The sequence below is a fragment of the Acinetobacter sp. 479375 genome, from assembly GCF_000581715.1.
Taxonomy (GTDB): domain Bacteria; phylum Pseudomonadota; class Gammaproteobacteria; order Pseudomonadales; family Moraxellaceae; genus Acinetobacter; species Acinetobacter ursingii.
Window position 1 is genome coordinate 116,168 of record NZ_JEZN01000007.1, and the last position, 16,122, is coordinate 132,289.

15 protein-coding genes are annotated in these 16,122 nt (G+C 40.4%); 4 read left to right on the plus strand and 11 right to left on the minus strand.

The window, feature by feature from the left end:
- Positions 1-117 precede the first annotated feature (117 nt).
- The 7 genes from rdgB to J500_RS08265 all read right to left on the minus strand — a co-directional run bounded on the left by rdgB (position 118) and on the right by J500_RS08265 (position 8,384).
- Positions 118-747, minus strand: coding sequence for an RdgB/HAM1 family non-canonical purine NTP pyrophosphatase (rdgB, locus tag J500_RS08235; RefSeq protein ID WP_004991329.1), 630 nt, complete (start codon positions 745-747; stop codon positions 118-120).
- Positions 748-818: 71 nt separating this feature from the next.
- On the minus strand, positions 819-1,406 hold the full coding sequence (locus J500_RS08240) for a tetratricopeptide repeat protein (RefSeq protein ID WP_004991327.1): 588 nt from the start codon (positions 1,404-1,406) through the stop codon (positions 819-821).
- Positions 1,403-1,996, minus strand: coding sequence for a methionine biosynthesis protein MetW (metW, locus tag J500_RS08245; protein ID WP_004991325.1), 594 nt, complete (start codon positions 1,994-1,996; stop codon positions 1,403-1,405). The genes J500_RS08240 and metW overlap by 4 nt, the downstream gene beginning before the upstream one ends.
- Complete coding sequence (gene metX / locus J500_RS08250) at positions 1,996-3,159, minus strand: homoserine O-succinyltransferase MetX (RefSeq protein WP_034699061.1); 1,164 nt, start codon at positions 3,157-3,159, stop codon at positions 1,996-1,998. The genes metW and metX overlap by 1 nt, the downstream gene beginning before the upstream one ends.
- Positions 3,160-3,243: 84 nt before the next feature.
- Entirely contained in the window at positions 3,244-4,941 is a 1,698-nt protein-coding gene (gene leuA, locus J500_RS08255) for a 2-isopropylmalate synthase (RefSeq protein ID WP_004991322.1), read from the minus strand.
- A 443-nt stretch (positions 4,942-5,384) separates the two neighbouring features.
- Positions 5,385-6,068, minus strand: a complete 684-nt coding sequence (locus tag J500_RS08260) for a Fe2+-dependent dioxygenase (RefSeq protein WP_004991321.1) — start codon at positions 6,066-6,068, stop codon at positions 5,385-5,387.
- 105 nt (positions 6,069-6,173) lie between these two features.
- Positions 6,174-8,384: a TonB-dependent receptor gene (locus J500_RS08265; RefSeq protein WP_004991319.1), complete on the minus strand. Its 2,211-nt coding sequence runs from the start codon at positions 8,382-8,384 to the stop codon at positions 6,174-6,176.
- Positions 8,385-8,740: 356 nt separating this feature from the next.
- On the opposite strand from J500_RS08265, the gene tig reads away from it, so the two are divergent.
- From tig to J500_RS08285, 4 genes are all read left to right on the plus strand, one after another.
- Complete coding sequence (gene tig / locus J500_RS08270) at positions 8,741-10,075, plus strand: trigger factor (RefSeq protein ID WP_004991314.1); 1,335 nt, start codon at positions 8,741-8,743, stop codon at positions 10,073-10,075.
- Positions 10,076-10,271: 196 nt separating this feature from the next.
- Positions 10,272-10,877: an ATP-dependent Clp endopeptidase proteolytic subunit ClpP gene (gene clpP, locus J500_RS08275; protein WP_004991313.1), complete on the plus strand. Its 606-nt coding sequence runs from the start codon at positions 10,272-10,274 to the stop codon at positions 10,875-10,877.
- Between the two features lie 26 nt (positions 10,878-10,903).
- Entirely contained in the window at positions 10,904-12,214 is a 1,311-nt protein-coding gene (gene clpX / locus J500_RS08280) for an ATP-dependent Clp protease ATP-binding subunit ClpX (protein WP_005001393.1), read from the plus strand.
- Positions 12,215-12,379: 165 nt separating this feature from the next.
- Positions 12,380-13,093 carry a DUF2846 domain-containing protein gene (locus tag J500_RS08285; protein ID WP_034699065.1) on the plus strand — a complete coding sequence of 238 codons (714 nt, stop codon included), beginning with the start codon at positions 12,380-12,382 and terminating at the stop codon, positions 13,091-13,093.
- Positions 13,094-13,166: 73 nt separating this feature from the next.
- On the opposite strand, the gene J500_RS08290 is transcribed toward J500_RS08285, so the two are convergent.
- From J500_RS08290 to J500_RS08305, 4 genes are all read right to left on the minus strand, one after another.
- Complete coding sequence (locus tag J500_RS08290) at positions 13,167-13,733, minus strand: DUF2059 domain-containing protein (protein WP_034699068.1); 567 nt, start codon at positions 13,731-13,733, stop codon at positions 13,167-13,169.
- Between the two features lie 205 nt (positions 13,734-13,938).
- Positions 13,939-14,340, minus strand: a complete 402-nt coding sequence (gene rsfS, locus J500_RS08295) for a ribosome silencing factor (protein WP_004991308.1) — start codon at positions 14,338-14,340, stop codon at positions 13,939-13,941.
- A gap of 81 nt (positions 14,341-14,421) precedes the next feature.
- Entirely contained in the window at positions 14,422-15,216 is a 795-nt protein-coding gene (locus tag J500_RS08300; protein ID WP_034699073.1) for a hydroxypyruvate isomerase family protein, read from the minus strand.
- Between the two features lie 12 nt (positions 15,217-15,228).
- Complete coding sequence (locus J500_RS08305; protein ID WP_034699075.1) at positions 15,229-16,101, minus strand: NAD(P)-dependent oxidoreductase; 873 nt, start codon at positions 16,099-16,101, stop codon at positions 15,229-15,231.
- Positions 16,102-16,122 lie beyond the last annotated feature (21 nt).

Sequence of the window (16,122 nt, forward strand, 5' to 3'; positions counted from 1 at the left end):
GCTGATGGTACGTCCTTGATACCACAGCCAAACGGGCGGCATCCATGCCGCCGTCACGGTCGTGCATCTCTATTTTATATTCAAATCTATGTGTATGTTTCTTGTTGAGAGGGTTCTTTATACGTGAGCCAAACTCTCACGAAAACGTTGCATTGCCTGCCCACGATGGCTGATTTTATTTTTTTCTTCCTTACTCATTTCCGCACTGCTGATGCCAAGTTCTGGCAACCAAAATAATGGGTCGTAACCGAAGCCATGTTCACCACGCGCTGCTTCTAAAATTTCGCCATGCCAGAAACCCTGAAAGATTTGTGGAAGTGGATCTTCTGCATGTTCAACCAAAGCCAATACACAGACAAACATTCCTTCAATCACTTGCCCATTTTGACGAAATGGTTTTAAGTCATTTAAAAGTTTTTCATTATTGGCGCTATCATTGCCATGATTACCCGCATAACGTGCTGAATAGATACCCGGTGCGCCGTCTAATACAGGAACACAGATGCCAGAATCATCTGCAATGGCAGGTTTTCCTGAAATTTTAGACGCATGTCGTGCTTTAATAATGGCATTTTCAATGAAGCTCAGTCCATCTTCAATCGCATCTGGAATGTCCAGTTGCCCTTGAGGAATAACATCAACAGGAAGTTTCAGCTCTGCAAATAGTTTTTCAAACTCGGTAATTTTACCTTTGTTGTTACTGGCTAAAACTAAAGTACCTTGAGAGAGCCAATGCGGTGCAGACATAATCAAAACCTAAATAAAAGAGAAAATTAAAAAACAAAAAGCACCCGAAGGTGCTTTAAAATTTGAAGAACTTACTGCGCCTGAATCCATTTGTCCGCACGATCAACCGCTTGACGAATCTGATCTTGGGTTAAATTGGCAGCCAACGCCGTTTTTTTGCTTTGTGACATGTTAATCACTTTATTATCTAACATGCCATCACGAGTCGATAACTCGTACCATTGATAGGCGCCCTGATAGTTTTTCTTTTGCTCTTCCATCATGGCGAGATTATAACTAGCACGGTTGTCACCATTACTGGCTGCTTTTTCAAAGTATTTACGCGCCATCGCTTCATTTTTAGCAACGCCAACGCCATCTGCATACATACGGCCGACATTGAGCTGAGCAGGGGATAATCCCTGATCTGCTGCTGCTTTAAACCATGTAAAAGCTTGTTTATCATCTTTGGCTACATCTTTACCGTATTGGTAATGCGAACCTAAATAAAATTGTGCACCCGCCTGACCCGCTTTAGCAGCTTTCATCAGATCGGTAATCCCCATTGTAGAATAATGTGCAGCTTGTGCTGCAATAGATTGTGGTTGGGCAACGTAATCAGCATGTGCGTGAATACTTAAAAGTCCAACTACTAGTGTGCTGAATAATGTTTTTTTCATAGAGCGCTCACTCGATATATTGCGACTTCACCAAACAAATTAGGGACATGCTTACTTAAAAAGCTCCCTTGCTGATTCCCATTGACGGCAAGTCGATTAATAATCCGAATCTGATTTTCTGCACAAAGTGCTTCAAAATCTCGGAAAGTACATAAATGAATATTGGGCGTGTTATACCACATATAAGGTAATGCATCTGAAACAGGCATCATTCCTTTCAAAGCCAAAAACGAGCGCGTCTTCCAGTGCGCAAAGTTTGGAAAAGTAATGATGGCTTGTTTGCCCACTCGCACCATGTCACGTAATAAAACGTCTGGTGCATCTACAGCCTGCAAAGCTTGCGCCATGACGACATTGTCAAAAGACTGGTCGGCAAAACGGCTCAAGCCAAGATTCAAGTCTTGCTGAATAATATTTAACCCGCGACTGACCGCAATTGCAATCTTTTCTTGATCAATTTCTAGCCCATAAGCATGAATTTGGTGTTTTTTGCTCATATGAGCCAATAATTCACCATCGCCACAGCCTAAATCCAGCACACTGGAACCCGGTTTAATCCACTTTTCCGCAAGTTGTTGGTCGATACGCATCAGATCGCCTCCACGTGTGGGGTAGATTTTAAAAGCGCTTCACCGCCTAAAAAAGCCCGTAGCGTTTTTACATAGAGTGGAATAGGAAATAAAAATGAATCATGCCCTTGTTCAGCATCGATATCCAGATAAGTCACAGGTTTATGATTGGTAATAAGTGCATCGACAATTTCCTGAGAGCGTTCTGGGGCAAAACGCCAGTCCGTAGTAAAGGAAATCACGAGGAAACGACATTGAGTTTGCGCCATTGCTTTAGTCAATGACTGCTCATACTCACGTGATGGATCAAAATAATCCAACGCCTTGGTCATAATCAAATAGGTATTGGCATCAAAATTTCGGCTAAATTGTTCGCCTTGATAGCGCAGATAGCTTTCCACCTGAAATTCGACATCAAAGCCATACATAAATTTGCCCGATTTTAAATCACGACCAAATTTTTGTTTCATCGCTTCTTCAGATAAATAGGTGATGTGACCCACCATCCGCGCCAAAATCAATCCGCGTTTTGGATAGCTATCATTTTCCAGATAACGACCATGATAAAAATCAGGATCAGACAGGATGGATTGGCGCGCGACTTCGTTAAACGCGATATTCTGTGCTGAAAGTTTAGGTGCACTGGCAATAATCACACAATTTTTTAAACGATCAGGATAGTCCACTGACCATTGTAAGGCCTGCATGCCGCCCAATGACCCACCAATCACCGCATACCAAACATCAATGCCCAATCGATCTGAAAGCATAGTTTGGGTTTTGACCCAGTCACGCACGGTGACCAAAGGAAAATCTGGGCCGTAAGGACGGTTTTCATTTTCAGGATTGGGCGAAGTTGGGCCAGTCGAGCCATTACATCCGCCAATATTATTCAGTGCAACCACAAAAAAATGATTGGTATCAATCGCTTTGCCTGGGCCAATACAGGCATCCCACCATCCTGATTTTTTGTCATCTTCGTGATGATAACCCGCCGCATGATGATGCCCAGAAAGCGCATGACAAATCAAAATCGCGTTAGATTGATCTGCATTTAAAGTACCATAGGTTTCAACCATCAGTTCGAAACGCGGTAAGCTGCGGCCACATTCTAAATGTAGAGGGTGTTCAAATTGAAACTTTTGTGGAGTGACCAAACCCACGGAGTCAGATGCAAAAGACACGGGAGCGATTCGCCTTCTATCTTTAAACCAATAATAAAGAAAGGATACCATAGGTATCCTTTCAAAAAGAGTGTTTTACGTAGTTTATACAGCGGCAGCGGCCACTTGATCTGTGCTCAAGACACCTTGTTCAATTAAACGATTGGTTGAGGCCAAAATCGCTTCAATGGATGAGGTCACGGTGTTGTCATGGATTCCTGCTCCAAACGCACTCTTACCTGTTCCTTTGACTTGAATTTCAATCAAGGTCAAGGCCTTGGCGTTGGCACCAGAGCTAATGCTACGTTCTTCATAGTTCAATACATCAATCGGCAATTGAAGCGCATTTAAGAAAGCCGAAATTGGACCATTGCCTTCGCCACGTAATTGTTGGATTTCACCATCAATATCCACTTCGAGTTCAATTGCCTGCGTGCCATTTACGTCAGAAAGGCGATAGTTTTTTGCGGTATAGTGCTGCTGTTTAGCATTTACGTAAGTGTCTTGGAACAAATTCCAGATTTCAGTTGCACTAATTTCCGTACCGTTGCTGTCGGTATGTTGTTGCACAATTTGTGAAAATTCAATCTGTAAACGACGCGGCAATACCACGTTGTAGTGAGATTCTAACAAGTAAGCAATGCCGCCTTTACCCGACTGGCTATTGACACGAATCACTGCATCGTAGTCACGACCCAAGTCTTTTGGATCGATTGGCAAGTAAGGCATATCCCAGATTTCTTCGTTTTTCTGGAATTCAAAGCCTTTTTTGATGGCATCCTGATGTGACCCTGAGAATGCCGTGAAGACCAAATCACCCGCATAAGGATGGCGTGGATGCACCGGTAAGCCCGTACATTCTTCAATGATGGCAATCACTTCATTGATGTTGGAGAAATCTAACTCGGGTGCAACACCCTGCGTGTACATATTTAAAGCAATCGCCGCGACATCAACATTACCTGTGCGTTCACCATTACCAAATACGCAACCTTCAACACGGTCTGCTCCAGCCATAATCGCAAGTTCAGACGCTGCAATCCCACAGCCACGGTCATTATGACAGTGAACAGAAATGATCACTCCATCACGACGGGCAAGATTACGGTGCATCCATTCGATTTGGTCTGCATAAACATTTGGTGTTGAAACTTCGACTGTTGCAGGCAAGTTTAAAATCACTTTATTGTCTGCTGATGCTTCCCAGATTTCAGTCACCGCATCGCAGACGTCTTTAGCGACTTCTAATTCTGTAGCAGAAAAACATTCTGGGCTGTACTGAAATACCCATTCAGTTTCAGGATATTGCGCTGCAATTTCTTTAATTTTTTTAGCAGCATTAACCGCTAAAGCTTTAGAGCCATTGGCATCAACATTCAATACTTTTTGACGGAAGGTCGGTGAATTAGCATTATAGATATGCACAATCGCGCGTTTTGCACCGACCAAAGACTCAAAGGTACGCTCAATTAAATGATCACGTGCTTGTACCAACACTTCAATATAGACATCATCTGGAATGTGGTTTTCTTCAATCAATTTACGAGTGAAGTCAAAATCTACTTGAGACGCCGATGGAAAACCAATTTCAATGTGTTTGAAACCAATTTTGACCAACATCTGGAACATTTTAAACTTTTGATCGATGTCCATCGGTTCAAAAATGGCTTGGTTACCGTCACGCAAGTCGGTACTCATCCAGATCGGCGCTTTGGTAATTTCGTTATTCGGCCATTGGCGGTCAGGTAAATCGACGCGCTGGTACATACGGCGATATTTTTTGCTTGGATCTGCCAACATCATGAGATAACTCCTTGTTGTAGTGCGCTTGCTCTATATTTTCAGGCAACTCACTACTTTATATATGGTGTTTAAATAAAACGATTAAAAGAAAATAACGAAAAATTTTGAGGCCAATTTTACAGGCAAAAAGAGAGTATGCGCGCTTGGCGCAGCATCAGGAGTGTATTCAAATCAGATGTAGACTTGGAAAAAGCAAAAATGTATTTCATTTCCGTATACCATTAAATAAGCTTAGTGGTTTCACCTGCGTAAAAAGATTTTACGACTCATTTGAGTGTAGGTGAAAAACGCCGCATATGCAAAATCATATCTTAAATTTTAATTTGAATAAATGGAAAATATTTCCCTGTTTTTTGCATAATTTGCAATTTATGAGGAAATATTTTCCTAATAATGATTCTATGTTGGTGATATTTTTTATTTATGGATTTGCGGAGCAGGTTTTATAACTCAGACCACATTCGCATCAGATTATGATAAATGTTAGTGAGCTTCATTACTTCTGGATAATGGTCGCCATGTTGCATACGTAAATTGCGAACGGACTCATCCAAAGTAAATAATAAATGCCGTTTGTTATCATCGCGAATTAAACTTTGTACCCAGAAAAAAGAAGCGAAACGTGTACCACGAGTAATACTACTGACCTCATGTAAACTGGTTGCAGGATAAAGTACGACATCGCCTGCGGGAAGTTTAACTTCGTGGTAGCCATAAGTATCTTCAATGACAAGTTCACCACCGTCATATTCATCTGGTTCACTTAAAAATAAGGTGCAGGATAAATCGGTGCGGATTTGTTCAGTTGTACCACGGATTAGACGAATCGAATTATCGACATGAAATCCAAAACTTTCATGTTCATTGTAACGATTAAACAAAGGTGGAATAATTTGATGGGGAAGGGCTGCGGTTTGGAATGTGGGATGATTCCAGATAGCCTTAATCACCAGATCGCTTAAATGCTGGGTCAAGGGATCTTGTTCAGATAATTGCTGATTGTGCTTAACTGAGGCAGACAAAGTTCCCGCAGTCACTTTACCTCCAACCCAAGTGGCTGATTCCATCAATGTTCTAAATTCCGCGACCTGTTGTTTGCTCAGTACTTGAGGAATATGATGGATCATATGAAATACCTTTGATCAGAAAGTGGCAATTAGAAAAATAGCCTCATGAGGAGGCTATTTTTCTAAATTTTAATTAAAGCCATAAATAGATTATGGTTTTAAGGATTAATATTTAAAATTAATGGCTAATACTGCATTACGACCATCACCTTCAAAAGCATAGTGTGCAGCATGCGCACTGGTGAAATAACGTTTATCCGAAATGTTATTTACATTTAACTGTAAATTCACATTTGGATTAATTTCATATTTCGCCATGGCATTATAAATGGTGTAAGCAGGCATATATTTTTCGGCAGTGGTACTCGAGTTAACATAGACATTGTCTTTATATTGAGCACCCGCACCTACAGTCAACTGTGGTAAGACTTTATAAGTCGACCATAATGTTGCACTGTTTTTTGCAACATATGGGATTGGGCCACCTGCTGGAACTGCTGTTCCACGTGAAAAGCCACCATCGGTGAGTTCACTGTCTAAATAACTATAACCTGCTGAAACTTCCCATTTATTGGTGATATGACCGTTTAAGCCAAGCTCAAAACCATCAACCTTACTTTCACCCACATTTGAGTAAAAACCTGCTGCATCCTGAATACGAGTATTTTGCTTTTCAGTACGGAAGATTGCAGCAGTGACATTGGCACGTTTATTGAAGATATCCCATTTAGTACCGACTTCATAAGTGCGGGCTTTTTCAGGTTTCAGGTCATTAATGGTAATGGCAACTGCCGATTCACTACTATCACCTTGTCCAACACCCACTGGATTGGCAGAAGTCGCATAGCTCGCATAGATACTGCCATTTTCAGTTGGTTTGAAGATCAGACCCGCTTGATAACTAAAGAAATCGCTATCGCTTTCAATACTTGTTCCCGCAGGAGTGGTTCCAGATGCCTTATTATATTTAGCTTCTGTATCGAACTTATCCCAACGTAAACCCAGATTCATTAACCATTGTGGTGTAAATTCGATGCTATCAAGCGCATATAAACCCACGGTACGGCTACGGGTGGTTGTGACCGCAGGATTTGCATCACGTGTACCAATCATGGCTGGATTATCTGGACTGGTGATACTGGTACACCAATAAGTCACAGCATTACACTGAGCATCTGCGGCTGTTGCAGATTGATTAAACGTGTATGACCCCATATCAGTGTCTTGTAAACTCCATTCAACGCCTGTATTAAACGAGTGTTTAATGGCGCCTGTATTGAATTTTCCAGTTAGAGCAAGTTGGTCTGAATAAGCGTCGGTGTCAGAAATTCGACTCAGCGCATGACCACGATAAACATAACCATTTAAAACATTGTTTAGCCCATTTGTACCCGTTTTAGAGTCATTTGAGTTGGTGTACACATAATCTGTTTTTGATTTTGTATAGTTCACCACATTAGATAAGGTTAAGTTGTCGTTAAAATCATGTTCTAACTTAAAGGTGCCAATATGGTTCTCACGTTTATCAAAGTCGCGATTTTTCCATCCATAGTAAATACCTTGTTTGGCTTGATAGGGTTTTCCGCCAGTCGATAAAAATGGAATACCTGCATCAGGTTCGTCATAACTTTGTAAATAGTAATAGCTTAATGATCCGCGAGTGGCTGTACCCAAGCCCCATGCGATGCTTGGTGCAATACCAACGCGATTGTATTCTGCACCATTACTTTGACCAGGCTTTTCGTTTTGATGTCCCATGACCACGACACGGCCAGCAACACCATTTCCAAAATCTTTATTGGCATCAAGTTGTATCTGACGATAGTCGTCTGTACCTGCTGCGACAGTGCCTTGATAAACATCACCTTGATGCGCTTGTTTGGTAATGAGGTTGATACTACCGCCAACACCACCGCCACCAGATAAAGTAGAACTCGAACCTTTGGTGACTTCTACCTGTTCAATTGCAAACATATCGCGGTTTTGCAGGGTGGCATTGCGGACACCATCTACATAGATTGAAGACTGGGAGCTATAACCACGAATATAAGGTGTATCACCAAATGGTGTACCACCTTCGCCTGCTGCGAAGGTAATTCCTGGTACATTTTGTAATGCTTGAGTTAACGAATTTGCACCGGTGTCTTGTAGCAATTTTTGAGAAACGACAGCAACAGATTTTGGCGTGTCTAAAAGGGGTGCAACATATTTTTTATTAGCCGAGTTATCTACTTTCAGACTGTCAGTACTCGCTTCAGCGTGAATAGTAGGTAAATGGGAAACGTCATCTTGAGCGATTGCTGGAACAGCAACAACAGATAAAGAAGAGGCGATTGCGGATGAAACAATCTTCTTACGCGTTTTAATAAAAGACATAGTCACAGATATCAATAATAAAAAGTATGTGAATAATAATGATTATTATTTTTATAAGTAGTTTTTTTCCATTGAAATTCTTGTTCAAAAAAGGAGATATTATGGATTTTAAGAAACATTATTTTACATGTGTATATTTAACTTTATGAAAACTAAATAAATTATTGATATAGATGAAAATATGTTCTTTTAAAAAAATTATTTTTTAAGTTTTTTTTAAGTTTTTTGTTTTTTTGGGGAAATGGTTTTTTCCATTAAAAACTTCCTTTTTCATCATCTGTTTTGTATATCGGGAAAGTTGTCATATAATGTGGCACTTTTAAAAATTGTTACTCTAACTAATTATCGAGGAAGCCATGCAAGTAACGACTGAAGCGGTTTCGGGCGTTGCCCGTCGTTTAAATGTTTCTGTACCGACGAGCCGTATTAATGAGCAATTTGAAGCTCGTTTAAAACGCACTGCCAAAACTGTGAAGATCAACGGCTTCCGTCCAGGCAAAGTGCCTATGTCACGTGTACGTTCAGACTTCGGTCCTGGTATTTATCAGGAAGTAGTGAACGATATTATTCGTGATAGCGTTTTTGAAGCAATTCAACAAGAAAAAATCAATGCTGTAGGCATGCCGAACATTGAAAAAGTGGAACATAAAGATGACGCTTTAGTGTATGAAGCGACTGTTGAAGTGTATCCAGAAGTTGAAGTTAAAGCATTCAATGATTTGGAAGTTGAACGCAAATCAACTGAAATCAACGACAAAGACGTTGATCAAATGATCGAAAACTTGCAAAAACAACGTCAAACTTGGGCTGTTACCAAAGGTATGGCGAAAAAAGACATGCAAGTGACTTTCGACTTTGAAGGTTCGATTGATGGTGAAAAGTTTGAAGGCGGTTCTGCTGAAGACTTTAAACTGGTATTGGGTTCTGGCCGTATGATTCCTGGTTTTGAAGATGGGATCGTGGGCATGAAAGCAGGTGAAGAGAAAGTCATCGACGTCACTTTCCCTGAAGATTACCAAGCTGAAAACCTTGCAGGTAAACAAGCGCAATTCAAAATCACTGTGAAGCAAGTTGAAAAATCAAAACTTCCAGAGATTGATGCAGAATTCCTTAAAATCTTTGGTTTGACTGAAGAAGAAGGCGTTGAAAAACTTAAAGCTGATGTTCGTAAGAACATGGAGCGTGAAGTTCGTAACGGTTTACGTAACCAAGTAAAACAAGCGGCGTTTGATGCACTTGTTGCTGCAAACGAAATCGAAGTTCCGGCTGCGATGGTTGCTCAGGAAATCGATCGTCAACGCGAACAAATGATTCAACAGTTTACTCAACAGTTTGGTGGTGCTGGTGCTCAAGCATTTGACAAGAGCATGCTTCCAGATGAATTGTTCAAAGAACAAGCTGAAAAATCAGTAAAATTGGGTGTATTGGTAAGTAAAGTACTTGCTGATGCGAAACTTGAAGTGGATCAAAGCCGTGTAGATGCTTATATCGAAGATATGGCATCTTCTTATGAAGATCCAACTGAAGTGATTGAATACTTCAAAAATGACAAACAGCAACGTGCTCAAATCGAAGCGGTTGTGTTAGAAGATCAAGTGGTTGATCACATTTTGGCTGCTGCAAAAGTAACCAATACTGATGTGAGTTATGAAGACTTATTGAAAGAACAACAAGCGCGCCAAGCTCGTTAATCTTTCATATAGATTGAGAAAAGGCGCGAAAGCGCCTTTTTTTATGAATCTGTTCTTTTCTGATATTCCGACAGAAATGCGCGTTTTATACAGAAATAAAACGATATTTTGAAAGGAATGCTTTTGCAATTTTAGTGATTATCCCTCATATTGTGGGAATGAGTTAAGTTACAAAAATTTAGGAATAAATAATCGTATGTATGTTCCAACAATTGAAAATGCTTTAGTTCCTGTTGTCGTTGAACAGTCTTCACGTGGTGAACGTTCTTTTGATATTTTTTCACGTCTGCTACGCGAACGTGTAATTTTTCTAACGGGTGAAGTTGAAGACAACATGGCGAATTTAATTGTCGCTCAGATGTTGTTTTTAGAAGCAGAGAACCCAGATAAAGATATACACCTCTATATTAATTCACCAGGTGGTTCAGTGACCGCAGGTATGGCAATTTACGATACCATGCAGTTTATTAAGCCAGATGTAGTGACTTATTGTATGGGTCAGGCGGCATCTATGGGTGCATTTTTACTCAATGCTGGTGCTAAGGGTAAACGTTACTGTCTTGAAAATGCCCGTGTCATGATCCACCAGCCACTCGGTGGTTTCCGTGGTCAGGCTTCTGATATTGAGATTCATGCGCGTGAAATCTTATTTATCAAAGAGCGTTTGAATCGTTTAATGGCAGAACATAGTGGTCAAGACTACGAAACCGTTGCCCGTGATACGGATCGTGATAATTTCATGACTGCGCAAGCAGCCAAAGAATATGGTTTAGTGGATCAAGTTTTATCTAAACGTCCCTAAAAGTTAAGATTTAAGTTGGAGTAATTATGTCCGAACATCCTCAAGGACAAAAACATTGTTCATTTTGCGGTAAAACGCAGTCTGAAGTCGGGAAACTGATTGCAGGTGAGGACGCATATATCTGTAATGAATGTGTGGACGTGTGTCTTGATCTCGTGCAAACCAGTCAACAAGTTGAAGCTGGAGATTGGGCAAGTCGTGAGCTACCTAAACCGCAAGAAATTCGTAAAGCTTTGGATCAATATGTGATTGGTCAGGATATTGCGAAAAAAACCTTATCTGTAGCGGTTTATAACCATTACAAACGCCTGAAAGTCGGTCAATCTGGACATAAAGCCAATCAGGATATTGAAATTGCCAAAAGTAATATCTTGCTAATTGGGCCAACAGGTTCAGGTAAAACCTTGCTTGCACAGACTTTAGCGCGGTTATTGGATGTTCCATTTGCTATGGCAGATGCGACGACCTTAACCGAAGCTGGATATGTGGGTGAAGATGTCGAAAACATCGTGCAAAAGCTGTTACAAAAAGCCGATTATGATGTAGAGAAAGCACAAAAGGGCATTATCTATATCGATGAGATCGATAAAATTACCCGTAAGTCTGAAAATCCATCGATTACCCGTGATGTATCGGGTGAAGGGGTGCAACAAGCCTTACTGAAAATGATTGAAGGTACTGTGGCTTCGATTCCGCCGCAAGGTGGACGTAAGCATCCACAACAGGAATTTATTCAGATTGACACTGCGAATATCCTATTTATCTGTGGTGGTGCGTTTTCTGGGCTTGAAAAAATCGTGCAGCAACGTCAGGAAAAAGGTGGCATTGGTTTTACTGCGGAAGTCAAAAATAAAGATGAAAGCAAAAAACTGGCTGAATTGTTCCGTCAGGTTGAACCGACTGATTTGGTGAAATTTGGTTTAATTCCAGAGTTTATTGGTCGTTTGCCTGTGATTGCAACGCTTGAAGAACTGGATGAAGCAGCGCTCATGCAGATTTTGACTGAGCCGAAAAATGCGTTGACTCGTCAGTATCAATATCTATTTAATATGGAAGATGTTGATCTGGTATTTGAAGATGCAGCATTGCGTGCAGTTGCTAAAAAGGCTTTAGAGCGTAATACAGGGGCGCGTGGTTTGCGTTCGATACTGGAAAATGTATTGCTTGAAACCATGTATGAGCTGCCAAGTCGTGATGATGTCGGCACTGTCATCATTAATGAAGCAGTCATTACAGAAGGAGCGCAACCAGTTTTCCAAAAGGAGCGCTTACCGCACAAAAATCATGATACGGTTGAACAAGTTGATTTGAAAGTGGTTGATTCTAAATCTGCGTAAGTTTTACATACGTTCAGTCATCTGATACTTATCTGAAAAGCATGATCTGCTCAGGCATTTCATGCTTTTTTATTTGCAAATAAGAAATGAGGTGTTAATCTTGAGGCGAAATACGCATAGTTTTGCGCCGTAAAATAAATGAAATAAAACGCCTTGAGGGATATCATGCGTTATTTATTATTATCACTGTGTTGCGTTGGGGCGTTGACAGCCTGTCATAGTACTTCCCAGTTAAAATCTGAGCCTGAAACCTTAACCTCAACTTTGCCAAAAGTCGATGTCAATCAAGAGCCTGGAATATTAGATCAATATCATGTGGGTGGGTTTTCTGTCGGTGGTTGGGTTAACCAAAAACTAGGACAATATTTTCAGCCGATTCAACCACAAAACTCGCAAGCAGCAGTGGTATATTTGTATCGTCCTGACTCGCGTTGGAATCAGCAGGAGATCGCCGCTGCCAACATCTTTATTAATGGAAAGCGGATTCCGAGTTTATTAAATAATCATTATTATTGGGTGGAATTGCCTGCGGGAACTTATCGGATTTCGACCAGTCGTCCTTTAACAGTTTTTCATTTTCAAGAACCCAAATATATTGATATGACGGTAGATGCAGGACAAAGCTATTATCTGAAATATGATGAAGAAAATCCTGCACGTAAAGAACGCACAGGACCATTTTTGATTATGCAGGAAAAAATAGGGCGTAATGAAATTGCATTTACTCGTTTGAAATCATCGAGCTATAACTTTGTAGCACAAGATACTTCAGGCAAGATTCGACATAAACCGCAAGAATTAAAACCTGCAAAATATGATGAAAAATCAGATGTGTTATTGGTTAAGCCATTTAAAATCTGGAATCCAATGACGTGGTAAGCTTGATTCGGCTGAGGCGGTATCCCGCTACAGCCGAATTTACATTTATACTGCTTAAAAAAATAATGATAAATTACTGTTTTTTTTGATTTTTATTTTTTTCGACAATAAGAGGAGCAATAATAGCCATCATTTTTTCCTGAAAATTTTCGCGTGTTTTATCATCATTAAACATTTCTTGGCCTAGCTGCATCATATAGGTAGACAATTCACCCATCATTTTGGCATTTTTCCGAGTAATGGATTGACCTTCAGGCGTTTTGAGAAATTTAATACTGGCTTGTAACTCTTCTTCGCTGTAAGTTTTCAAGTAAATATCTTGAATCACCTGCTGAGTTTTAGGATTAGTAATGATTTGATTGCTTGATTCTTTTAAAAGTTGGCTCAACTGGGTGGCTGCTTGTTTCTCTTTACTATTCAGTGTTTGTGAACCAGTTGTATTTAAAATAATTTGCTCTGCCTGTTTATTATAATAAGGCTCTAACTCTGTGAGTGATTGACGTAATAAATAGTCAATTTGACTCACTTGCATGAGTTCTTTCACTGTACTGAGTTTCGCAGGCGAAGCCAATAAACCTGTGCTAATGCAGGTCAGGCACAAACTGATAGAAAGGCGCTTAATAAGTTGTTGAACAGCCATGAGGATGCCTTTGGTCTAAATTATAGAATTAATTTGAAAGTAAAATATAAAAGTGGATCTAGTTTAATCTATATGTTGGTTTTTTTAATATTATTTTGTAGTTCTTTTTAAACCCTGATTAAGTAAATCCTAAAATGTTCGATAAAAGATTGGCTTTAAAATGAAAAAGCGACCATTTAGGCCGCTTTTTTTTGCTCTTATAATTTTAGGCAGTTGCCTCTGGAGCATTGCGCCATAAGCTTTCAAGATCGTAAAACTTACGAGCGGTTGGTAACATCACATGGACAACAACAAAGCCGAGATCGATCAATATCCATTCGGCATCACGTTCACCTTCAACCCCAATCGGGCGAAAACCTGCTTTACGTGCTTCATCGGCAACATTATCAGCAAGGGCTTTAACATGGCGAGTAGATGTACCGCTCGCAATAACAATCGCGTCGGCAACATTACTAATGCTGCTTACATCAAGTTCTAAAATATCTTTTGCTTTTACATCGGTAAGTGCATCATGTACAACTTTTAGACAAGCTTCTACATTATGCGGCGTTGAATTCATTGCGAGATCGTGAGAATTAGAAGCGCTGGGCGATGGTTCTAAATTCATAAAGGGTATAATTTCCTGACAATTACTCAGGATCTAATATAGCGAAGTTTTGACTAAATTTCAAACCCTCGCTGTAACACATTATGTATTTACGTCATTAGAAAAATATTTGTTTTTCCATTCGAAAGACTGCGCAGATGTGTATTGAGGTTTGTATTCTGCTGCAATGTATCCTTGGTACTGACTGTGCTGTAACCACTGAAAAATCTGTGCAAAGTTCAGTGCGGCTGTATCAGGTTCATGACGACCTGGGCAGTCTGCAAACTGGATGTGTCCAATCTGGTTGATATTTTCTTTTAAACCTTCGAGTACATCTTCACCCATCATTGCCATGTGATAACAATCATATTGCATTTTTAAAGCAGGATGTTGTACCGCTTCAAGCATTTCCTGAGCCTGAGCAATATTTTGAACTAAAAAGCGCGGCATATCAGTGCCATTGATCATTTCAAATACAGGCTCAATCCCATGTTCAGTCATCAGGTGACACGCCAGTTTAAGGTTGCTGGCCAGTGTATTTAGGCAGGGCAGTAAATCTGCATCCAGCGGCTGTTTACCAGCTAAAATATTGATTCGAGGCACATCTAGCGCACTCGCGTATTGAATCGCTTGTTCCAGCGCCTGATGAAATTCAATTTCTTTACCAGGAATGCCTGCCAGACCATTGCCACCTTGCATCAGATCACCCGCAGGGGCATTAATCAGACACAGACTTAAGTGATGTTGTTCGAGTTGTTCACGAATCTGGTGAATACTGAGTTCGTAAGGGAATTGAATCTCTACATGTTGAAAGCCATATTGACGTGCCAGTGCAAAACGTTCAATTAAAGGAACTTCAGTAAAAATAAGGGAAAGATTCACTGCTAACTGACTCATGATCTTCATCCTTTAAGATTTATTTTCTATCTGTTTGATCATAGTCGCTAAATCTTGCTCGGCAAAGCCTTTTTGTTGGTGCGCTTGTAACTGAGTTAAAGCTTGGTTAGCCACAGGAATATTGAGATTAAAATTTTTCGCCAATTTTACTGCGTTGTTTAAATCTTTCGATAACGTTTGTACTTTCCATTGCACAGGTTCAAAGTTATGCGTCGCCATGCGAGGTGCTAAGATCTGAAACGGTTTTGAGTCTGCAAAACCACCTGCCAGTGCGGGTGCGAGCAAAGTGGTATCTACACCAGCTAAATTCGCCAATGCGATAGCTTCTGCAATTAAGGCGCTATTGGCTGCTACAATTAATTGATTACAAATTTTGGTCGCTTGCCCTGTGCCATTTTCTCCCATACGTGTCACACGTTGTGAAAGTACCTGATAAATAGGAGCTAGTTCATCAATGATTTTTGCATCGCCACCTGCAAAAATGACCAGTGTTCCTTGTTCTGCGCCAACCGTACCGCCAGAAACAGGGGAGTCAATCCAATATCCTTGTTGTTGGATAATTTGCTTGGCAAGGTCTAGGGTCGTTTCTACAGACAAGCTAGAAAAATCGACAATGATCTGTTCTGGTTTTAAATAAGTCTTAATTTGCCCAAATACATGACTCACCGCGTGATCATCCGCCAGACAAGTCAAAATGACAGGATAATCGCCAATATTTTTAAGTTGTAAAGATGTAGCGCCCATTGTCATTAATGGTTCACAGGCGGCTTCAGTTCTATTCCAGACTGAAACTTTAAACCCCGCTTTTATTAAACGGCTTGCCATCCGACTTCCCATTAAACCCATACCCAAAAATGCAATTGGCGTATTTACATCAACTCTCATATTGGCTTCCTTATTGACATA